This is a genomic window from Massilia sp. Leaf139, assembly GCF_001424165.1.
Taxonomy (GTDB): domain Bacteria; phylum Pseudomonadota; class Gammaproteobacteria; order Burkholderiales; family Burkholderiaceae_D; genus Telluria.
On sequence record NZ_LMOJ01000002.1, the window covers coordinates 35,518 to 56,242 of the forward strand.

Genomic DNA, 20,725 nt, shown 5'->3' on the forward strand with positions numbered 1-20,725 from the left:
AGCCGTCCACGCGTTGCGGCAATAAAGCGGAGAGGGTGCGGAAGGGGAGATGGTTGACGCGTGGACGGCGACCCGTCCACCCTACAACAAGGCCGACGTCAGACTCTGCACTTCGTGCGCCGATTCTTCCATGACGCGCGCCAACGTGCCGTCGCCCACGGCGAAATCGATCGAGGCCGCCGCCGCAACCGTGGTTGCGCCCGGCCGCTCCAGCAGGGGGGAGGCCACCGGCGACAGGTCGTTCGCCAACAGCAGGGTGTCGCCCAGGGTTTCCGGCGGCAGCGCGCGCATGCCGTTCCACATCGCTTCGATCGCGCCCATCACCGGCGTCGGCACGCCCAGGCGCAGCAGCACGCCGCGGCCGACCGCCACTTCGCCATGTTCCAGCCAGTCGTCGGCACTGCCATCGCCATCGAGCAGGCCCGGGTACAAGTGCGCCTGCGACAGCATATAAAAGCCGCCGACTTCATGGACGATCCCGGCGAACATCGCCGTCTCCGGATCGACGAAGGAAACCCGGCGCGCGATCACCTGGGCCAGCGCGGCAACGTGGGCCGAGTGGCGCCAGAGGGCGTCGGCGCGCTGGCGCAAGTGCGGATCGGTGATTTCGCTGCTCAGCTGGCGCACGATGACGCTGGCCGCGAGCGCGCCCAGCGTACGGAAACCCACGCGCTGCACGGCCGCGCGCACGTTGGTGACGTCGTTGCCGGAGCGGTTATAGGTTACGGAATTGGCGATGGCGACGGTGCGCGCCGCCAGCAGCGGCTCGGCCTGCACCAGGCGGGCCGCCGCGTCGGCGTGGCATTCGGGATCGTTCAGGGCTTGCTGCAGGCGCAGCGTGGCGTCGACATTGGTCGGAAAGCTGAGTTCGCCGCGGGTGGCCTGGGCCGCGATACTGTTGAGGGCGTCGAGTCTGTCCATCGAAAAATTATACCCTCATGTACAGACGTAACCCAGCAAACTTTGCCTTAGGGCACTTTTACAACGCCGGAAGGAGCCGCGGTTTACGGCTCGCTGAAGATGGCGTCGCAGCCGTCCTTCGGCTCTTCCGTGTCTTCCAGCTCGTCGACCAGGCCGAGGTCGGCCAGTTCTTCGACGGCGTTCATGAAGCTGTTGATCTTGGCCGCGCCGATCAGGCGGTAGATTTCGCCGGCTTCGTTGCGCACGCCGATCAGCATCTTGTGCTGGCGCACTTCCTCGACCGGGGCGACTTCGAGCAGGATATTGCCGATGATGTGCTTGTCGAAATGGGCAGGCGTCATGCCTTCGAGCAGGGTGGTTTTCAAGATTCTTCCTTTTGTTGATGTGATGTCGGGGAAAGGAGTGGGGACGGGCGGCCGGCCTGGCCGATGCGCTCGCGCAGCTTGCGCAACACCGCATCCATCTCGTCGAACTCGGCACTACTGAATCCGGCAAACAACTGCTTGCCGTGAGCAATCACTTTCGGGAACACTTCGCGGAACACGGCATCGCCGGCCTCGGTCAGGCAGACGTGGAAGGAGCGCTTGTCGTCGCTGCTGCGCTCGCGCCGCACGATGCCTTTCTGTTCCAGGCGCTCGATGACGCCCGTCAGCGTGCCCTTGGTGATCAGGGTGCGTTCGCCGAGTTCCTTGTAGCTCATGCCCGGTGTATTGCCCAGCGTGGCGATAATGTCGAATTGTGCATGCGTCAAGCCGTAATGCCGCACCGATTCGCCCGAGTAGCGTTCGAAGCCTTGCAGGCATTCGGCCAATAAACGGACGCTCTTTAAATATCGTTCCCCCATGGGCTGCGATTATAGCCGTCTCCGTGCGCTCCCCGGGCTCCGGTTCGCCTTTTACTGCCGAGGCGCGTACCATACGCGTTCTTGCCGATCCGCCATTATTGTCCATGACCCGCCACCTCCACGGCATCCTCGCCCTGCTGCTCGTCACCCTGGTCTGGGGCACGACCTTCCCCGCCATGAAGGATCTGACGGGCCATTTCTCGGCGGTCTGGATCATCCTGGTGCGCTTCGCGCTGGCGGCCGTCATCCTGTTTCCCTTCCTGTGGCGCGCGAAAGGATCGGACGTGCGCTCCGGCGCCATCCTCGGCGTGTTGCTGTTCTTTTGCTTCGTGTTCCAGGTCGAGGGCCTGGCCCTGACCAGCTCCAACCGCAACGCCTTTATTTGCGGCCTGAACGTGCTGGTCGTGCCCTTGCTGGGCGTGCTGGCCGGACGCCTGCCCGAGCGCCGCATCGTCCTGGCCCTGGTCATGTCGATCGCGGGCCTGGCCGCCCTGTGCTGGGACGGCGGCGCCTGGGGCACCGGCGACTCGCTCGCCCTGATGAGCGCGCTGTGCTTCGGCGTGTATATCAAGGTGATGGAACTGCGCACCCGGCGCGCCACGGGCCTGCTCACCATCACCGCCACGCAAATCGGCACCGTCGCCCTGTGCGCCCTGGTCTGGCTGCTGGCGCGCGAGCTGCCGGGCGAGGCCGCCGTCCGCAGCGCCTGGATCGGCGCGAGCATGACCAGCATCGGCGCACACGGCTGGAATTTCGCTTATCTCGGGGTGGTCGCCACCGCCGCCATCATCTCGCTGCAGACCTGGGGCCAGTCGCGCACGACGGCCAACGAGGCGGCCGTCGTCTACGCCTTCGAGCCGGCCGCGGCCGCCTTCTTCGGCTACTTCTGGCTGGGTGAAGCCTTGACGGGCAGGGGCTGGCTGGGCGGCCTGCTCTTGATCTCCGGTATGATAGTCAGTCAATGGAATTCCGAAAGACGGCCCGCCGCCGCGCTTGCCCCCGAGTGATGACGTTCGAAATCTGCCCCGATGCCGCAACCTGAACTGTCCGTCCTGGCGCAGGAACGGCCGCTGCGCATCCTGCTGGTGAACGCCGGCGAACCGGACGCCCTGACCTGGTCGGGCCTGGTACAACCGCTGCGCCAGGCCGCGAAAATCCTCGGCCCCGAGCGCCTGCACGTGGACGTGCGCAGCCCCGACAAGTTCACCAGCGACGCCCAGCGCCACTGGCACCTGGTGCTGCTCGCCGCCGACGAAGCGCAGGCCGGACTAAAACCCGCCAACTTCCGTGCCCTGGTCGAACGCTGCCGCGCCGCCCCCTTCTGGGGCGGCGTCGGCGCCGGCGTCCTGTGGCTGGCCGAAGCCGGCGCCCTGAACGGCGTGCGCACCGCGCTGCCCTGGTCGCTCTACGCCGACGCCGACAGCCGCGCCGACCAGGCGACCTTCACCCCCCACCTCTACGAAATCGACGGCAACCGCCTGACCTGCTGCGGCGGCGCCGCCTCGGTCGATTTCGCGCTGACCCTGATCGACATCGTGTTCGGATCGAGCGTACAGGCGCCCGTGAAAGAGCTGCTCTGCGTCGACCGCGTGCGCGGCAGGGAAGAGCGCCAGCGCGTCGCCCTGCAGGCGCGCTTCGGCACCCTGCAGCCGAAGCTGACCGAGGCGGTGACCTTGATGGAAGCGAATATCGAGGAGCCGCTCTCGACCGACGAGATCGCCCAGCTGGCGGGGGTGTCGCGGCGGCAGCTGGAGCGGCTATTTAAACAGTATCTTGGGAGTTTACCGTCGCGCTACTACCTGGAACTGCGCCTGAACCGGGCGCGGCAGCTGCTGCTTGATACGAATTACTCGATCGTGCAGGTGGGGCTGATGTGCGGGTTTTCGTCGGGGTCGCACTTTTCGACGGCGTTTGGCGCCCTGTTCGGCAATACGCCGCGCGAAGAGCGCCAGAGAAGGCTTGCCGAATAGCTTTACTTCGAAATGCGCAGGATGGCCGATGCCAGGCGCGAGAAGCAGGGCGTCAGGTCGGCTTCGGTCGCGGCGTAGCAGTACATGCCGACAGGCTTTTCCGGCTTGTAGCAGCGTGCCGGTGCGTCGGCCACGTTGGCCATGCATTTCAACAGGCTTTCGCCGGTTTCGTTATCGACGCCGCTCTTGACCTTCAAGGAATTACCCATTCCCAGCGTGAAGACGAAAATGCCTTCGTCGCGTGCCTTGTCGGCGACTGCTTCGGGCAGATTGCGCGAGGCGCGATCGACGTTTTGCACATAGCTCGACAAATTCAGGTCGGCCGTCACGGGACGCGGATAGCTGGTCACGATCGGAAACTCACGCTTGTTGTCGTGCGCGTTATAAAACTCAGGCAATTTTTTGACGTACAAGACGCCGTCGCGATAGATGTCGCATTTCGTGCTGATCAGCACAGGATTACTGTCGTCAAGGCGGTTCAGGCCGGCGCCGTCGTTGTTCATCACGCCGGCAATGGGATTGCCTGCGAGATCCTTGCAATCGCCCGCCGCGTTGAAGTTCAGGGCGGCCCCGAACCCGGTCGGCGCGCCGTCGGAAAAGAACACGATGACGCGCATGGCCGAGCGGTTTACGAGGGGAATCCGGTTCAGCTGGTCGCGCGCGTGCCACATGCCTTCGACGGAGGACGTGGTGCCCGGAAAACTATAGGCGTCAATCTTGCTCAGCATGGACGTGCGGTTGAAACCGCGCGCCGAGGTATTGATCGGGTTGTCGACTTCGGCGCCGGAGCCGAACTGGATCAGCGCCACCCGGTCCTGGGTGACGTTGAACTTGTTCAGAAAACTCTTGGCGGCGGCGCGTACCGCGACGCGGTTGTCGTATAGCGAACCGGAGTTATCGACTACGAAGGCCATGTCCAGGTCGCGCCGGATGGTTTGTGCATAGGCGCGCGGCGTCAGTTCCGTAAATCCCAGTACCTGCATGACCGACACCGGCATCGGCGCCTCGGCGCGTACGTCGATGGTGACCGTGCCGCCGCTGAAGCTGACGTCGGTACCGGTCAGTCTCGGCTGCGAGAGCATGTAGCCGTTCGGGATATTCGCCGCGAAGAACTCGGCGGCAGCGGCCTGGGCGCTGGCTGTCTGTTCGGTCTGGTTATTCCCGGCCGGGACGGCGCGCGCGGCGGCCACGGCGGCCGAGTCGACGGCCGCGTTCAGGCGCGCCTTGACGAGATAGGCGAGGCCGCCGTCGATGACCAGGCCGACCACAGCCAGCAGCACCAGCATCCCGAGGGCGGTCATGATGGCGATGGCACCGCGCTGGCGCCGGAGGTTTGGAAGCATGTCAGAACACCGTCATCGAATACAGGTCGGGCCCGAGCGCGGGCAGGCTCAGGGCGGAAGTCGCGGCCGTCGCGAGCAGCATGTCGTAGCGGTAGAAGGTTTCGACGACGTGCACGACCTCGCCGTCGGCCAGCTGGCCGCTCATGGTCGAGACCGTTGGACGGCTCGTGCTGCCGATCCCGCTGCACTGGGGGCCGATCCAGGCGGTGCAGCCGTAGACGCGGCTGGCGGGCTGATAGCTGGAGCTGCGGTAGCCCAGATTGCGGGCGGCGTCGTCCCAGCGGTACTGGTCGAGCACCACGCTGGTGGCGACGCCGCTCTTCACCACGCCCATCACGCGCGTGATGTAGACCATGCCTTGCTGGTTCACGTTCAGCGGCGGTGCGCTCGCCATCAGTGCGTACATGATCTCCTGGCTGCCGGTCTCGAGCTGCGTATTGCCGCGCGCGACCAGGTTCGCGCCTTCACGGCTGATGTTGGTGATGATGATGTTGGCCTGCAGTGCGCGCGCCGCGTCGATCATCCCGAACAGCAGCATCAGCAGGATCGGCAGCAGCAGGGCGAACTCGACGGCGGCCAGGCCGCGCTGGCGGCGACGATGGCCGATCATGGGAAGAACTCGTTACGCATGGTGGCGGCAACGGCAAAATGGTATTTGCCATTGGTGAAGAACCCCGAGAGGAGCGGCGTCGTGACGACCCAGTCGCAGTCGATCTGCAGCACGATGAGGCTGCCCGGAGCGCCAAACATGCCGCTGCTGTAGGTGCTGCTCGAATACGCGGTGCCGTTCACCGAAATGACGGGCGCCAGACGGTCGTACATGCCCAGCGAATGATCGCGGATGTTCTGGATGACGGCGGCGTAGCGCTGCTGGCTGGCGGTATTCGGGTCGAGATTGCTCTGGCCGGTCACGGCATAACGCGCACCTTCGCGCACCGCGTACTGCATCGTCAGGGTCGAAAAGAACATCAGGCTGAATTCAACCAAGGCCAGCAGTATCAGCAAAAAAACCGGTGCAATAATCGCCATTTCGACAATTGTGGCGCCGGATTGACGATTGAACGAATTAAATCTCATGAAAATGACAACTTTGCGTAAATTTGACGACGCTTAATGTATTCTTCGAGATTCTACATGGCAATATTCTGCTATGTTTGGTTTTTACTGATTTTCTGTCTCTGTCGGGTCTGAACAACATGCAAGCAATGGGTCTCGAAGCAGTCTTTCGCCTGGCCAGGTGGACGGTGCACGGCGGCGCCGGTGCCGCCTCGCCGGGCGCGGAGGCCTGGATGGTGTTCGGCATGCGCTTCCTTCTGTCGGTCTCGACGCTCCTGACCCTATATATCGGCCCCCATACGGTGGTGCTGGCGGGACGCTGGATGTGGCTGATCTTCGTCGCCTATGCGCTGCACAGCCTGGTGCTGCTATGCGTGGCGCGATCGCGGGCCGGTTTCTGGCATGGCCCGGTGATCTACTGGGTCGACATCGGCTGGTACGGGCTGATGGTATATGCCAGCGGTGGTGCACCCAGCCCCTTCTTCACCCTGTTCTTCTTCGCGATCCTGGCCGCGTCGTTCCGCCATGGCTTCGATGCGGGCGCACGCCTGACCCTGGGGGCGGCGGCCGTGGTCACTGCCGCCGTGCTCGGCGCACACGGTGCGACAACGCTCTACCTGCTGCTGCTGCGCACCACGTTTTTGCTGGCACTGGGCTACATGATCGCGTTCTGGGGCGGCCTGCTGGTCGATCAGCGCCGCCGCCTGGCACTGCTGCGCGACGTCAGCCGGCTGTCGAATCCCCGTTTCGGCGTGCAGCACACGCTCGACTCGTTGATGGGCAAGATCCTGCGCTTTTTCGGCGGCACGACCTGCGTCCTGCTGATGCAGGACGGCAGCGGCCGCTGGATGCTGCATACCGTCCATCATCCAAGGAGCGGGCGCGCGATCCGCCGCAGCCGGATCGAGGACGCCGATGTCCAGCCCTTGCTCGCGCCCGGCGACGGCGTCGTGCTTTATCACAAGGGCAAGAGCCTGCTGCTGCCCGATGCAGGGCAAATGGCGATCCTTCCGGCCAGAACCGGCAGCGCAGCGGAAACGGTCGCCTGCGCAAGCATCGCCGACCTGCTCGATACCGAACGCTTCATCAGCGCCGCACTGCCGCTGCGCAAGGGCGCAGGGCGCATCTTCGTGACCTCCGGGGCGGCGCTGCGCCGCGGCGACGCCACCTTCCTGCACCATATCGTGCAGCAGGCTTTCCCGGTCATCGAAACCATCAACCTGCTCGACCGCCTTGCCTCCGACGCGGCCTTCCGCGAGCGCCAGACCATCGCGCGCGACCTGCACGACAGTACGATCCAGCCCTATATCGGCCTGCGCCACGCGGTGGCGGCGATCCGCAGCCGGGCCGGCGACGACAATCCACTGACGGCCGACCTCGACCGCCTGCTGGCGATGAGCACCGACGTGATCGGCGACATGCGCCAGTTCGCGCAGCGCTTTCGCCATGGGCGCCAGGAAGAGCCGGAACTGCTGATCGCCCTGCGCCGCCAGTTGAACCAGGTGCGTTCCTTCTACGATGTCGAGGTGACGCTCGATGCGGCGGGCGCGCCGCCCATCAACGATCGCATGGCGGCGGAGGTATTCCAGATCGTGACCGAAGGCGTCAGCAACATCTGCAAGCACACCCATGCGCGCAGCGCCCGGGTGGCCCTGTCGGGCGATGCCGGCACGCTCGAGATCGACATCACCAATCCCCAGGGACCGGGCGCCGCGCCGGCCCCCTTCCTGCCCCAATCGATCGCCGAACGGGTACGCGCCGTCGGCGGTACGCTCGCCATCGAGACGGCGCAGGGGCAGACGCGGCTGCGCATCCGCGTGGCCACCTGAACGACACCGGAGACAAGCATGACCATCCGCATTTTGCTGGTAGACGACCACAAGACGATGCTGTGGGGCCTCGAGCGCCTGATCCAGGCCGAAGCCCCGGCCTTTACCCTGGCCGGCAGCGCCGGCGACGCGGCCGAAGCGACCGCGCTGTGCACGGCGCTGCGGCCCGACATCGTCCTGCTCGACCTCGACCTGAAGGGCAGCAGCTCGCTCGCCATCCTGCCCGCGCTCCTGGCCAATGAGGGCACGCGCGTCGTCATTTTCAGCGCCAACCGCGACCAGGCCACGCTGACCGAGGCAGTGAAGCTCGGTGCGCGCGGCGTGGTCGGCAAGGAAGCCCCGACCGAGGATGTGCTGGCGGCCGTGCGCAAGGTGCACAACGGCGAACTCTGGATCGAACAGTCGCTCATGCAGGCCTTGCTCGGCCAGCTCACCGCACCGCCGCCGGCCAACCCGGAAAGCCAGCGCATCGCCTCGCTGACGGCACGCGAACGCGAAGTGATCGGCATGATCGTGGCCGGCAAGGGCGCCCTCAACAAGGAACTGGCCGAGCGCGCCTTCATTTCCGAGCGCACTCTGCGCAACCACCTGAGCACGATCTACCAGAAGCTCGACGTCGCCAACCGCCTCGAACTCTACGTCTACGCCACGCGCAACGCCTTGTCCTGACGCGGCCAGCAGGAGAGACAGGACATTTGTCCTGGTTGGCCTGGCCGAAGCTCCTACGCCGAAAGGTATATTTGACGGATGTGATGAATCCGGTCAAATCATAAGATGCTGTTCATGCGCTGCGCATCGAAGCACGATGCGGCGGCAACAGACAGGAGCAAACGTGTACGACAAGGAAGACTTGCAGGAACAGCAGTATGAACGCACCGGAACCCCGGCCACGTCGTACATCGTCCTGGTTGCCCTGCTCGCGGTCGTTGGCTTCATCGCAGTGTTGGCTGCATGGACAAGCGCATAAGCCAAGCAATTTTTCAATTTCTCTTAAAGGCCACATCATGAACTTCATCAAAAACTTCATCGCAGAAGAAGACGGCGTCACCGCAATCGAATACGCCCTCATCGCATCCCTGATCGCCGGCGTGATCATCACCGCTGTGACTCTGCTGGGCGGCAACATCAGCAGCATGTTCGGCGCGCTGGCCGCCAAGATCTCCCCGACCGTCAAGTAATCGCGTCACCGGCGTGCCGCCGGCACGCCACCAATCCGGAACGCCACCGTTCCGGATTTTTATTTTCACCGGAGTCCTTCCTTGGCACTGCTCCCCCTGATCCTGCTGCTTGCGCTGCTTGCGGCCGCCGTCTGGCACGACGTGCGCGCGCGCCGCATCCCGAACGCCCTGGTGTTCCCGGGCATGCTGGCCGCGCTCGCGTTGCATACGCTGCTGCCGGCGGGAGCAGGGCTGTTCGGCACACCGATCGGCGGCCTGGGAATCGGTTTCGCCAGCGGCGGCCTGGCCCTGGGCCTGGCCTTCCTGCTGCCGATGTACGCGCTGCGCCTGATGGGCGCGGGCGACGTCAAGCTGCTGGCGATGGTCGGCGCCTTCGTCGGCGCCGGCCAGATCTTGACGATCGCGCTGTTCACGCTGGTAGCCGGCGGTGTGCTGGCGCTGGCCTTCGCCGCCTGGCAGCGCAAGCTGCGCCAGCTGATCGGCAATGCCTGCCACATGGCGCTGCACACCAGCGTCTCTGCGCTGTCGGGCAGCATTGCTGTGCCGGCACCGGCGAGCGCCAGCGGCCGCCTGCCCTATGCGGTCGCGATCGCCGCGGCCAGCGTTCCTTGCGTACTCTGGCTGCACGCCTTCGGGGAGCTGCCGCTGTGAGCACGCTGTCCAGCCTGGCGCCGGCCGAACTGCGCGCACCGCGCACGGTCGAGGACACCGGCCTGCCTTTCCTGTTCCTGGCCGAGCTGCTGGCCAAGGTGCTGCACCAGCGCGGCCAGATGCGCTTGCCGGAACTGGCCGCGCACCTGAAACTCAACGTCGGCGTGATCGATCCGCTGGTCGCCTTCCTGCGCGCGGAAAAGCTGTGCGAAGTGGCGCGCGTCGGCAACAGCGGCACCGACGCCGACCTGTCCTATCTGCTGACCGAGGCCGGCCGCGCACGCGCCGCCGCGGTGCTGGCCCGGAATGCCTATGCCGGCCCGGCGCCGGTCACCCTGGCCGCCTATACCGCGCAAGTGCAGGCGCAAAGCGTCGCCGGCGTGCACGTCACGCGCCAGCAGATGGACGCCGTCTTCGGCGACATCGTCGTCAACCCGCGCGTGCTGGCGCAGCTGGGCGCCGCCATGAATTCGGGCCGCGCGCTGTTCCTGCACGGCCTGGCGGGCAGCGGCAAGACCTACCTGGCCGAGCGCCTGCGCGACCTGCTCAGCGGCGCGATCGCCGTTCCCTACGCAATCATGGTCGACGGCGAAGCCGTACCGCTATACGACGCCGTCCAGCACCGTCCGCTGAGCGGCGCCGCCGACATCGCGGGCGAGCGTGGCTTCGACCGCGGCAGCGCGCCCGACATGCGCTGGGTGCGCGGCCTGCGCCGTCCTGCGGCCCTGGCCGGCGGCGAACTCACGCTCGACATGCTCGACCTGCATTTCGATGCGCACACCCGCCTGTACCAGGCGCCGCCGCACCTGAAGTCGAACAACGGCATCTTCATCATCGACGACCTGGGCCGCCAGCGCTGCACCCCGGACGCCCTGATGAACCGCTGGATCGTGCCGATGGATCGCAATGTCGATTACCTGACCCTGCACACCGGCCATAGTTTCGAGGTGCCCTTCGACGTGATTGTCGTGTTTTCCTCGAATTTCGTGCCGCAGCGCCTGTCCGATGGCGCTTTCCTGCGCCGCCTCGGCTACAAGATCGAAGTGCCTGCCGCCTCGAACGCGGAATACGCGCGGCTGTTCGAGCAGGCCTGCCGCAGCGCCGGCGTCGCCTTCGATGCCGGCGTTTTCGACTACCTGCTCGATTGCCACCGCCGCCACGGCGTCCCACTGCTGGCCTGCTACCCGCGCGACCTGCTGCGCCAGCTGCGCGACCTGGCGCGCTACGAGGAAGAAGCGCCCTGCCTGTCGCGCCGCACGCTCGATTGGGCGTGGGATAACTATTTCGCGACCGGCCATGGCGCCGGCTGCACCCTGGAACTGGAACGCCGCGAACGCGGCAAGATGGAGAACGACTGATGCGTAATTCGAAAGCACTCTTGATCGTCGGCGCGGCACTATTCCTCGCGCTGGCGGCCGTGCTGGTGGCTGCCAAGTGGATGAGCGAGCAGGGCGCGGCCGGCACCCGCATCGCGGTCGCCACGATCGACCTCAACCAGGGCACGCGCCTGGCCGCGGCCAATCTGCAGCTGGTCGACTGGCCCGCCGCTTCCGTACCCGAGGGCGCCATCACCGACTTGAAAGTGCTGGAAAACCGCGTCGTGCGCGCCAACATCGGCAAGGGCGAGCCAGTCGTCGAAACGAAGCTGGCGCCGGCCGGCACCATGGGCGGCCTGTCGGCCGTCGTCGCCGCCGGCAAGCGCGCCATGACGGTGCGGGTCAACGACGTCGTCGGCGTCGCCGGTTTCGCCTTGCCGGGCAATTATGTCGACATCCTGGTCAACCTCGAAAGCACTGGCAACGACCTCGGTGCGCGTTCACCGTCCATCTCGAAGATCGTGCTGGAACGGATCCTGGTGCTGGCGGTGGCGCAGGAATCGAACCGCGACGATACCAAGCCGCGCGTGGTAAACGCCGTGACGCTGGAGCTGGCGCCGGATCAGGTCGAAAAGCTCGACCTGGCGCGCAGCATCGGTTCGCTGTCGCTGGTGCTGCGCAACCAGGTCGACCCGCAGCCGGCCAACACGGCCGGCGCGACACGCGAGTCCGTGCTGGGCCTGCCGCCGGCTGCGCCGGCACCGCTCGCCGCCCCGCGTCTTGAAGCCGCGGCGCCGGCCCCGGCCCCGGTGCGCATGGCGGCGCCGGCTCCTGCGCGCACGCCGCGCGCCGACGCCGTCCTCGTGATCCGCGGCCTGGACGCCTCTTCGCAAGCATTGAACTGACATGACCATGACTTCCCTGAACAACAAGACCTTGCTGGCCTGCGCGCTGGCGCTGTCCTTCGGCGCCGCCCATGCGGCTACGCCCGACTGCATCGACCTGCGCGGCAATAGCCAGGGCGGGCGCCTCGAACTGGTGCGCGGCAAATCCGTCCTGAAACGCTTCTGCAGCCCTGCGTCCCAGGTGACCGTGGGCGCACCGGACGTGGCCAATGTCGTCGTCCCCAACGCGAACGAGGTCGTGATCGTGGCGCGCAGCGTCGGCTCCACCAACCTGATCGTTGCCGGCCGCGACGGCCGCTCGACGGTGCTCGATCTGGTGGTCGGCATCGACACCGCGCCCCTGCGCGCCCAGTTCGACACCCTGTTCCCGCAGGAAAAGGAGATTCGCATCGGCAGCAGCGGCAATGCGCTGGTGCTGTCGGGCATGGTCAGCGACGCCGCAGTGGCGGCCCAGCTGATGGCCCTGGCGAATGCCTACCAGGAGGGCGCCGCACCTGCCGCGGCAGCGGGCAGCCCGTCGCCGGCGGGCGTGGGTGCAGCCGCGGTCAGCGCCGCACCTGCCGCCGCGGGCGCCGCCAAAGTGCTGAACCTGCTGTCGATCGCCGCGCCCCAGCAGGTGATGCTGGAAGTGAAGATCGCCGAAGTGTCGAAGTCGCTGGTCGACAAGCTGGGCGCGGCCGCCGGCTACAGCAAAATCAGCGGAGGCTGGACCTATGGCCTGCTGTCGAACCTGCTGAGCGGCAGTGGGGGGCTCATCAGCGACGTCAAGAACAACGGCATGAAGCAGTTCGCCATCGACGGCGAGAACCGCGACGGCCTGGTCAAGATCCTGGCCGAGCCCACCGTGATGGCCGTCAGCGGCCAGGAAGCCAGCTTCCTGGCCGGCGGCAAGATCTTCATTCCGGTGGCGCAGAACGCGGCCGGCGGCGCCAACACCATCACGCTCGAGGAAAAGGAATACGGCGTGGCCGTCAAGTTCACGCCGACCGTGCTCGGCGGCGGACGCATCAACCTGCGCGTGGCGCCGGAAGTGTCGGAACTGAACCGCGAAGGAATCGGCGTCAGCGTCAACGGCTCGTCGAACGCAACCGCCATCCTGCCGGCCTTCACGACCCGCCGCGCGACCACCACCGTGCAGCTGCAGGACGGCCAAAGCTTTGCGATCGGCGGCCTGATTCGCAATAACGTCACCAGCAGCATCAAGCGCTTCCCGCTGCTGGGCGAAGTGCCGGTGCTGGGCGCGCTGTTTCGCAGCAGCGACTTCCAGAACGACCGCACCGAGCTGGTCTTCATCGTGACGCCGCGCCTGGCCAAGCCGCTGCCGGAAGCGCCACGTCTGCCGACCGACGAGTACCGGCAGCCTACCCGTGCCGAGTTCCTGCTCAACGGTCAGCACGAAAGCCACGCCCAGCCCGGCGCAGCCAAGGAAAAACCATGAACCGTCTTTCGAACATTGCCGGCGCGCTGGCCATCTCGTCCCTGTTGGGCGGCTGCGTTGCCGCCACTCCCTCGGCCGGCGGCGCCAGCGTGCGCGCCATCCTGGCCAGCCAGGCGCTACCGGCACAGCCGCGGCCGGATACCGGCGCCGACGCCGGCGCCGCGGTGGCCGCGTATGTGAACTACCAGCGTTCGTATGCCGCGCCGGTATCGCAAACGGACACCCTGACCTTTGGCAGCAAGTGAAAGGGCCGACATGAAAATCGCTGTGTTGTCGCGCGACGAGCGCCACCTGATCGACCTGGCGCGCCAGCTGCGCGCCCGCCCCGAAACCGACGAAGTCGACATGATTCCCGGGGCTCCGGCGCGCCTGGCGACCCTGGCCGACGAAGCCATTCCCGACGTGCTGGTGGTCGATGCGCCGCGCATCGTAGAAGGCGACCTCGAGCAGATCGAACGGCTCGGCCACCTGTTCCCGAAGCTCGCCTTTATCGTGCTCTCGGCCGACCTGTCGCAGGAGTTCCTGCTGCGCGCGATGCGAGCCGGCGTGCGCGAAGTGCTGCCGCCGCAGGCCGGCACCGCCCTGGACGAAGCGCTCGACCGCGCCGCCGACAAGCTGGGCAGCCAGGGCGGTGCGCCTGGCAAGGTGTTGGCTTTCATTTCCTGCAAGGGCGGCAGCGGCTCGACTTTCTTGGCCACGAACCTCGCCTATGCGCTGTCGGCCGGCGGCACGAAGAAGGTGGCGCTGATCGACATGAACCTGCAGTTCGGCGACGCCTCGCTGTTCGTTTCCGACAGCAAGCCGCTGGCGACCCTGTCCGACGTGGCGACCCAGATCCACCGCCTCGATCCATCCTTCCTGGCTTCGAGCATGGTCGCCGTCACGCCGAACTACGGCATCCTGGCCGCGCCCTCGGATCCGGCCCACGCCAGCGACGTCAAGCCCGAGCACATCGACGCCATCGTCAAGCTGGCGCGCCGCCAGTACGACTTCATCGTGCTCGACGTCGGCCGCAGCCTTGACCCGGTGAGCATCCGCGCGCTCGACCATGCCGACACGATCTACCCGGTGCTGCAGATGACGCTGCCGTACATCCGCGACGGCAAGCGCCTCCTGAGCGTTTTCCGCAACCTCGATTACGGCAAGGACAAGGTCGAGCTGATCGTCAACCGCCACGACAAGAACAGCGACATCCGGCTGAAGGATCTGGAAGAGGCGTTCGACACCCCGATCCTGCGCACCATGCCGAACCACTACGACGCGGCGGCGAAGTCGGTCAACCAGGGCGTGCCGGTCACGCGCCTGATGCCCGACAGCCCGCTGAGCAACGCGCTGACGGAGATGGCGCGCGGCCTGACCGGAGAGAGTGCGCCGGTGGCGCCAACCAGCCTGATGACGCGCCTGTTCAAGCGCCGCATCACCGATGTCTGATTCCCAGGATCCACCCATGAATACCCCGGCTTATTCCCTGCGCGAACGTCTCGGCAACAGCGCGCCGCGCCCGACGGCCCAGCGCAGCGGCCCGATCGACAACCGCGCCTACCATCAGCTCAAGTCCCGCATCCACGAGGCGCTGCTCGACCGCGTCGACCTGGAGAGCATGCAGCGCCTGAACCAGGATCAGATCCGCCAGGAGTTGCGCCTCCTGGTCGAGCGCCTGCTGGAAGAGGAGATGGTCGTCATCAACGATGCCGAGCGCAAGACGCTCACGCGCGACATCCAGAACGAGATGCTCGGCTTCGGCCCGCTCGAAACGCTGCTGGAAGACCCGACCGTTTCCGACATCCTGGTCAATACCCACAAGCAGGTGTATGTCGAGCGCCGCGGCAAGCTCGAACTGACCGACGTCACCTTCACCGACGACGCCCACTTGATGAAGATCATCGACAAGATCGTCTCACGCGTGGGCCGCCGCATCGACGAATCGAGCCCGATGGTCGACGCCCGGCTGCCGGACGGCTCGCGCGTCAATGCGATCATTCCGCCGCTGGCGATCGACGGCCCGGTGATGTCGATCCGCCGCTTTTCGGCCGATCCGCTGCGCCTGGCCGACCTGGTTTCCTACGGCAGTATGACGCCCGAGATGGCCGAGGTACTGCAGGGCCTGGGCAAGGCCAAGGTCAACATCCTGATCTCGGGCGGCACCGGTTCCGGCAAGACCACCATGCTCAACGTGATCTCGAATTTCATCGGCAAGAACGAGCGCATCGTGACGGTCGAGGACGCGGCCGAACTGCAGCTGCAGCAGCCGCACGTGGTGCGCCTCGAGACCCGCCCGCCGAACATCGAGGACAAGGGCGAAGTGACCCAGCGCGCGCTGGTGCGAAACGCCTTGCGGATGCGCCCGGACCGCATCATCCTGGGCGAAGTGCGCGGCGCCGAAGCGCTCGACATGCTGGGCGCGATGAACACCGGCCATGAGGGCTCGATGGCGACCATCCACGCGAATACCCCGCGCGACGCCCTCACGCGCCTGGAAAACATGATCAGCATGGCGGCAGGGAACCTGCCGCCGAAGGCAATGCGCCAGCAGATCAGTTCCGCCGTCGGCGTCGTGGTGCAGGTCACGCGCCTGACCGACGGCAAGCGCAAGGTGCTGTCGATCTCGGAAGTGACGGGGATGGAAGGCGACGTCATCACCATGCAGGAGATCTTCGCCTTCAAGCAGACCGGCGTGGCCGACGACGGCAGCGTGATCGGCCATTCGGGCGCGACCGGTGTGCGTCCGCGTTTCGCCGAGCGCCTGCGTACCTTCGGCGTGACCTTGCCTGCCCACGTGTTCGAACCGCGCTAGGGAAAGCCGCATGGATCTCACTTTCCTCCTGTTCGTGGCGCTGCTGTTCGCGGCCGTCATGCTGCTGGTGTGGGGAGCGTATGCCGGCTGGCAGGCGCACCGCAGTCCCGAAGCCGAGCGCATCGCGCGCCGCCTGCGCGGCGTCATCGGCGCGGAAGCGCAGCGCTCCGACGTCACCATCGTCAAGGAGCGGCGCTACAGCGAGGATCCGGAACTCGACCGGCTGCTGCGCCGCCTGCCTGGCGTACACCGGCTCGACCGCATGCTGCAGCAGGCGGGTTCGCAGCAGCTGGTGGCGCCCCTGGTCGCCGTATGCGCCATCGGCTTCATGGCGGGATTGATCGCAGCGGTATGGCTGCACCTGCCGCTGCTCGCATTGCCCCTGGCTGCATCGGGCGGCGCCAGCCTGCCGCTGCTGCGGCTTGCGCGTGCGCGCGCCGCACGCATGGTTCGCTTCGAACGCCAGCTGCCGGAAGCGCTGGACATGATGAGCCGCGCGATGCGCGCCGGCCATGCCTTTCCGACGGCGCTCAAGCTGGTGGCCGACGAAGTCGCCGCGCCCCTGGGGGAAGAATTCAAGGCCGCCTTCGATGAAGTCAATTTCGGCGTCGCGATGGGCGATGCCCTCAACAACCTGGCCCAGCGCGTGCCCAGCATGGACTTGCAGTACTTCGTGGTGGCCGTGCTGATCCAGCGCGAAAGCGGCGGCAACCTGACGGAACTGCTGGCGTCGATCGCCAACATCATCCGCGACCGCCACAAGCTGGCCGGCCAGGTGCGCGTCTTGTCGGCGGAAGGGCGCATCTCGGCCTGGGTGCTGTGCCTCTTGCCTTTTGGAGCGGGCTTCATGATGTACCTGGCCAATCCGGGAACGATGGGCGTGCTGTGGACCGATCCGGGCGGCCGCAAGATGCTGTATTCGGCCCTGGGAATGATGTTGTTCGGAGTGCTTGCGATTCGCAAGATCGTGCGCATCCGCATGTAAGGAAATACGATGACCAACGCACAATTGCTCATCCTGGGCGCACTGTTCGTCGCCATCTTTGGTATCGCGATGCTGGCCATGCTGCTGTTGACGCGCAATCCGATCCAGGCACGCCTGTCTGCACTGGACGAGCGCGATACCCGACGCACGGCCCGTGCCGAAGGCTGGCGCCAGCGCCTGGCACGCCTGGCCGAGCCGTTGGCCAAGCTCTCGGTGCCGGCGGACGGCTGGGAGAGTTCGCCCGTACGCCTGCGTTTCATCAACGCCGGCTGGCGCGATCCGGCCACGCCCGGCCTGTTCCATGCCGGTAAAACCGCACTCACGCTCGGATTGCCGCTGCTTGCCTGGCTGGTGCTGCGCCACGATCCCGACCGCGTCGCCGGCGTCACTTTCCTGGCGCTGGTCTCGGCGGCGGCCTGCGGCTACTATGTGCCCGATATCCTCCTCAAGCGCCGCATCGCGCAGCGCCAGCGCGAGATCTTCGAAAGCTTCCCGGACGCCCTCGACCTGATGACGGTCTGCGTCGAAGCCGGCCTCGCGATGGACGCCGCGCTGGGGCGTGTGGGGGCCGAAATCGGCTTGAAAAGCCCGGTGCTGGCCGAGGAACTGCAGCTGGTAACGCTCGAAATGCGAGCGGGCAGCTCGAAAGAAAAGGCACTGCGCAACCTGGCTCTGCGTACCGGGGTGGAGGACGTCGATGCCCTGGCAAAAATGCTGATCCAGGCTGACCGCTTCGGCACCAGCGTTGGTCTCGCCCTGCGCATCCAGTCCGAACAGCTGCGCGTGCGGCGGCGTCAATTAATCGAGGAAAACGCGGGGAAGATCGCCACCAAGCTGCTGTTCCCGCTGATCTTCTGTATTTTTCCGGCGCTGCTGGTGGTGTTGCTGGGGCCGGCGTGCCTGCAGATCATGCGCACGGTGATGCCTGTCGCGGCCGCGGCAAGCTGAGCCGGCACGCGCCGAGGGGCTTGCCTGATTGGCAAGAATGCCATCCTGCCCCGAAAACAGGCCTGCCAAAAATGAAAATCCCCGTCGCACTTCAGCAAGAACTTGCCCCACCCTCTCCCTATAATGACCAGGTTCGGCGCCCGCGTCCCGGCGCGCCAGTCACTCCAACGGATGAGGAAAAAGTCATGAATGCAAAGCTCGAATCGGGTGTCACAACGCGGCCTGTCACTCGGCAGACCTTCGATGAAGTCCTCGTTCCGACCTACGCGCCGGCCGCGATGGTGCCGGTGCGGGCGTCGGGGCTGGACGTGTGGGACCAGGAGGGCAAGCATTACCTCGACTTCACCTCCGGCATCGCCGTCTCGAGCCTGGGTCACTGCCACCCGGTGCTGGTCGACGCGATGACCAAGCAGATCAACACCCTGTGGCATCTCGGTAACGGCTACACCAACGAGCCGGTGCTGCGCCTGGCATCGAGCCTGGTCGAAGCTACTTTTGCGGATCGCGCCTTCTTCGCCAACTCGGGTGCGGAAGCGAACGAAGCGGCCCTGAAGCTGGCGCGCAAGTACGCGCACACCAAGTTCGGCCCGCATAAATCGCGCATCGTGTCCTGCCTGTCGTCCTTCCACGGCCGCACGCTGTTCACCGTGTCCGTCGGCGGCCAGCCGAAGTACACCGAAGGCTTCGAGCCGCTGCCGCAGGAAATCAACCACATCCCGTACAACGACATCGAGGCGGCGCGCGCCGCCATCCTCGACGACGTCGCCGCCGTGATCGTCGAGCCGATCCAGGGCGAGGGCGGCGTCATTCCAGGCAACCACGACTACCTGCAGGCGCTGCGCGAACTGTGCGACAAGACCGGCGCGCTGCTGATCTTCGACGAAGTGCAGTCGGGCGTGGGCCGTACCGGTTCCTTCTACGCCTACATGCAGACCGGCGTGACGCCGGACATCCTCACCAGCGCCAAGGCGCTCGGCAACGGCTACCCGATCGGCGCCATGCTGACCACCGAAGACATCGCCCAGCACCTGAACGTCGGTTCGCACGGCACCACCTACGGCGGCAATCCACTGGCGGCGACCGTCGCGCTGAACGTGGTCGAGATGATCAACCAGCCGGCCTTCCTGGCGCGTGTGAAGGAAGCCAGTGCCAAGATCTTCGCCAACCTCGAAAAGCTGACCGGCGACTACCCGCAGCTGTTCGGCAAGCCGCGCGGCATGGGCCTCCTGATCGGCCTGCCGCTGGCCGAAGGTTTCAAGGGCAAGGCCAAGGACATCACCAAAGTCGCCGAGAAGATGGGCCTGATGCTGCTGATCGCCGGCCCGGACGTGATCCGCATGGCGCCGGCCCTGATCGTGTCGGACGCGCAGATCCTTGAGGCCGATCGCATCCTGCGCGCCGCGGTCGACGAGTTCCTGGCCGCCGCCTGATTCACGCGCGGCAGGCAGCGTCCCCACCCCTCCGGCTGGGACGTGCTCGTTTAGAACCTGTCCGCACCGATCCTCCAAGGGAGCCCCCATGTATGTAGTCCGTCCGGTAGAACTTGCGGATGTCGACGCGCTGGAAACGCTGGCCGCCGTGATGACGCCCGGCGTCCACACGCTGCCGCGCACGCGCGAAACGATCGCCGCGTTCATCGAGCGTTCGATCGCCTCGTTTGCCGCGCAAGTCGATATCCCGAGCGAGGAGTCCTACCTGTTCGTGCTCGAAGACAGCGCCAGCGGCGAGGTGGTTGGCACGGCCGCCGTGCACGCCTCGGCCGGCTCGAACGGCACCTATTTCGCCTTCCGCAACGACGTCATCGCGCAGGTTTCGCGCGACCTGAACATCTCGCACAGCGTGCATGCGCTGACGCTGTGCTCGGAACTGACGGCCTGCTCGCAGCTGGCCGGCTTCCACCTGCGCGACCGCGAGCGTGCCGGCATCGAGGCCGCGCTGCTGTCGCGCGCGCGCCTGCTGTTCGCGGTGCTGGCGCCGCACCGCTTCGGCGACCGTTTCTTCGTGCCGCTGGCCGGCGTCACCGATGGCGACGGCCAGTCGCCGTTCTGGAATGCGCTCGGCCGCAAGTTCTTCAAGATGGATTTCCTCGACGCCGAACGCGTCATCGGCGGTTCGCGCAACCGCACCATGATCGTCGAGCTGATGCCGCACTATCCGGTGTACGTGCCGCTGCTGCCGGGCGACGCCCAGGCGGCGATGGGGCAGATCCACCCGAGCGGCCAGCTGGCCTTCGACCTGCTGACCGCCGAGGGCTTCGAAGCGGACGAATATGTCGACATCTTCGACGGCGGCCCGATCCTGGCGGCCCACAAAATGTCGCTGCGCTCGTTCTGCGGCTCGCAGCACCGCCGCGTCGAAACAGCGGAAGCGGACGCGCACGATAACCTCGTCACCTATGCGGTGGCGACCAATGCCGAGCGCTTCCGCGCCATCACCGTGGCCTGTCCACCCTGCGACACCTCCGACGCCCTGTGCCTGCCCCTGGCCGCACAGGGGGCGCTGGGCGTGCAGCCGGGCGACAGCGTCGTCTGCGTCAGAATCTGAGAG

At 66.2% G+C, this 20,725-nt stretch carries 23 protein-coding genes; 17 read left to right on the plus strand and 6 right to left on the minus strand.

Features of this window, described 5'->3' with window-relative positions; all coding sequences use genetic code 11:
* Positions 1-81: 81 nt before the first annotated feature.
* The 3 genes from ASF77_RS06630 to ASF77_RS06640 all read right to left on the minus strand — a co-directional run bounded on the left by ASF77_RS06630 (position 82) and on the right by ASF77_RS06640 (position 1,765).
* A complete protein-coding gene (locus ASF77_RS06630; protein ID WP_056336574.1) occupies positions 82-921 on the minus strand; it encodes an HDOD domain-containing protein in 840 nt (279 codons plus the stop codon).
* 83 nt (positions 922-1,004) lie between these two features.
* A complete protein-coding gene (locus ASF77_RS06635) occupies positions 1,005-1,286 on the minus strand; it encodes a hypothetical protein (protein ID WP_056336576.1) in 282 nt (93 codons plus the stop codon).
* Positions 1,283-1,765, minus strand: a complete 483-nt coding sequence (locus ASF77_RS06640) for a MarR family winged helix-turn-helix transcriptional regulator (protein WP_056336579.1) — start codon at positions 1,763-1,765, stop codon at positions 1,283-1,285. The genes ASF77_RS06635 and ASF77_RS06640 overlap by 4 nt, the downstream gene beginning before the upstream one ends.
* Positions 1,766-1,869: 104 nt before the next feature.
* Between ASF77_RS06640 and ASF77_RS06645 the strand changes: the two genes are divergently transcribed.
* The gene (locus tag ASF77_RS06645) at positions 1,870-2,772 is read left to right on the plus strand and encodes a DMT family transporter (RefSeq protein ID WP_056336582.1); all 903 of its coding nucleotides are present in this window, start codon (positions 1,870-1,872) and stop codon (positions 2,770-2,772) included.
* A 21-nt stretch (positions 2,773-2,793) separates the two neighbouring features.
* Entirely contained in the window at positions 2,794-3,735 is a 942-nt protein-coding gene (locus ASF77_RS06650) for a GlxA family transcriptional regulator (protein WP_056336584.1), read from the plus strand.
* Positions 3,736-3,737: 2 nt separating this feature from the next.
* Here ASF77_RS06650 and ASF77_RS06655 read toward each other — a convergent pair whose 3' ends face one another.
* The 3 genes from ASF77_RS06655 to ASF77_RS06665 are packed head-to-tail and all read right to left on the minus strand — an operon-like array spanning position 3,738 to position 6,155.
* Positions 3,738-5,078, minus strand: coding sequence for a vWA domain-containing protein (locus ASF77_RS06655; RefSeq protein WP_056336587.1), 1,341 nt, complete (start codon positions 5,076-5,078; stop codon positions 3,738-3,740).
* A gap of 1 nt (position 5,079) precedes the next feature.
* The gene (locus ASF77_RS24830) at positions 5,080-5,688 is read right to left on the minus strand and encodes a TadE/TadG family type IV pilus assembly protein (RefSeq protein WP_056336590.1); all 609 of its coding nucleotides are present in this window, start codon (positions 5,686-5,688) and stop codon (positions 5,080-5,082) included.
* Positions 5,685-6,155 carry a TadE/TadG family type IV pilus assembly protein gene (locus tag ASF77_RS06665; protein ID WP_056336593.1) on the minus strand — a complete coding sequence of 157 codons (471 nt, stop codon included), beginning with the start codon at positions 6,153-6,155 and terminating at the stop codon, positions 5,685-5,687. The genes ASF77_RS24830 and ASF77_RS06665 overlap by 4 nt, the downstream gene beginning before the upstream one ends.
* Positions 6,156-6,283: 128 nt before the next feature.
* On the opposite strand from ASF77_RS06665, the gene ASF77_RS06670 reads away from it, so the two are divergent.
* The 15 genes from ASF77_RS06670 to ASF77_RS06735 all read left to right on the plus strand — a co-directional run bounded on the left by ASF77_RS06670 (position 6,284) and on the right by ASF77_RS06735 (position 20,722).
* Positions 6,284-7,963: a sensor histidine kinase gene (locus ASF77_RS06670; RefSeq protein ID WP_056336596.1), complete on the plus strand. Its 1,680-nt coding sequence runs from the start codon at positions 6,284-6,286 to the stop codon at positions 7,961-7,963.
* 18 nt (positions 7,964-7,981) lie between these two features.
* On the plus strand, positions 7,982-8,632 hold the full coding sequence (locus tag ASF77_RS06675) for a response regulator transcription factor (protein ID WP_056336598.1): 651 nt from the start codon (positions 7,982-7,984) through the stop codon (positions 8,630-8,632).
* A gap of 163 nt (positions 8,633-8,795) precedes the next feature.
* Entirely contained in the window at positions 8,796-8,930 is a 135-nt protein-coding gene (locus ASF77_RS25105) for a hypothetical protein (protein WP_267875182.1), read from the plus strand.
* 37 nt (positions 8,931-8,967) lie between these two features.
* A complete protein-coding gene (locus ASF77_RS06680) occupies positions 8,968-9,141 on the plus strand; it encodes a Flp family type IVb pilin (RefSeq protein WP_056336601.1) in 174 nt (57 codons plus the stop codon).
* A gap of 81 nt (positions 9,142-9,222) precedes the next feature.
* Entirely contained in the window at positions 9,223-9,792 is a 570-nt protein-coding gene (locus tag ASF77_RS06685; RefSeq protein WP_056336604.1) for a prepilin peptidase, read from the plus strand.
* A complete protein-coding gene (locus tag ASF77_RS06690) occupies positions 9,789-11,150 on the plus strand; it encodes a hypothetical protein (protein WP_056336608.1) in 1,362 nt (453 codons plus the stop codon). Before ASF77_RS06685 ends, ASF77_RS06690 begins: the two co-directional genes overlap by 4 nt.
* Positions 11,150-12,013: a Flp pilus assembly protein CpaB gene (gene cpaB, locus ASF77_RS06695; RefSeq protein ID WP_056336611.1), complete on the plus strand. Its 864-nt coding sequence runs from the start codon at positions 11,150-11,152 to the stop codon at positions 12,011-12,013. Before ASF77_RS06690 ends, cpaB begins: the two co-directional genes overlap by 1 nt.
* Before the next feature lies 1 nt (position 12,014).
* Positions 12,015-13,451 carry a type II and III secretion system protein family protein gene (locus ASF77_RS06700; protein ID WP_229445292.1) on the plus strand — a complete coding sequence of 479 codons (1,437 nt, stop codon included), beginning with the start codon at positions 12,015-12,017 and terminating at the stop codon, positions 13,449-13,451.
* Entirely contained in the window at positions 13,448-13,696 is a 249-nt protein-coding gene (locus ASF77_RS06705; protein ID WP_056336617.1) for a hypothetical protein, read from the plus strand. Before ASF77_RS06700 ends, ASF77_RS06705 begins: the two co-directional genes overlap by 4 nt.
* A gap of 10 nt (positions 13,697-13,706) precedes the next feature.
* Positions 13,707-14,882, plus strand: coding sequence for an AAA family ATPase (locus ASF77_RS06710; RefSeq protein ID WP_056336620.1), 1,176 nt, complete (start codon positions 13,707-13,709; stop codon positions 14,880-14,882).
* A gap of 16 nt (positions 14,883-14,898) precedes the next feature.
* On the plus strand, positions 14,899-16,245 hold the full coding sequence (locus ASF77_RS06715; RefSeq protein WP_056336621.1) for a CpaF family protein: 1,347 nt from the start codon (positions 14,899-14,901) through the stop codon (positions 16,243-16,245).
* A gap of 10 nt (positions 16,246-16,255) precedes the next feature.
* On the plus strand, positions 16,256-17,230 hold the full coding sequence (locus ASF77_RS06720; protein ID WP_056336624.1) for a type II secretion system F family protein: 975 nt from the start codon (positions 16,256-16,258) through the stop codon (positions 17,228-17,230).
* 9 nt (positions 17,231-17,239) lie between these two features.
* On the plus strand, positions 17,240-18,178 hold the full coding sequence (locus tag ASF77_RS06725; protein ID WP_056336627.1) for a type II secretion system F family protein: 939 nt from the start codon (positions 17,240-17,242) through the stop codon (positions 18,176-18,178).
* A 185-nt stretch (positions 18,179-18,363) separates the two neighbouring features.
* Positions 18,364-19,608, plus strand: a complete 1,245-nt coding sequence (gene astC, locus ASF77_RS06730) for an acetylornithine/succinylornithine family transaminase (protein ID WP_056336630.1) — start codon at positions 18,364-18,366, stop codon at positions 19,606-19,608.
* 88 nt (positions 19,609-19,696) lie between these two features.
* Positions 19,697-20,722, plus strand: coding sequence for an arginine N-succinyltransferase (locus ASF77_RS06735; RefSeq protein ID WP_056336633.1), 1,026 nt, complete (start codon positions 19,697-19,699; stop codon positions 20,720-20,722).
* The last annotated feature ends 3 nt before the right edge of the window (positions 20,723-20,725 follow it).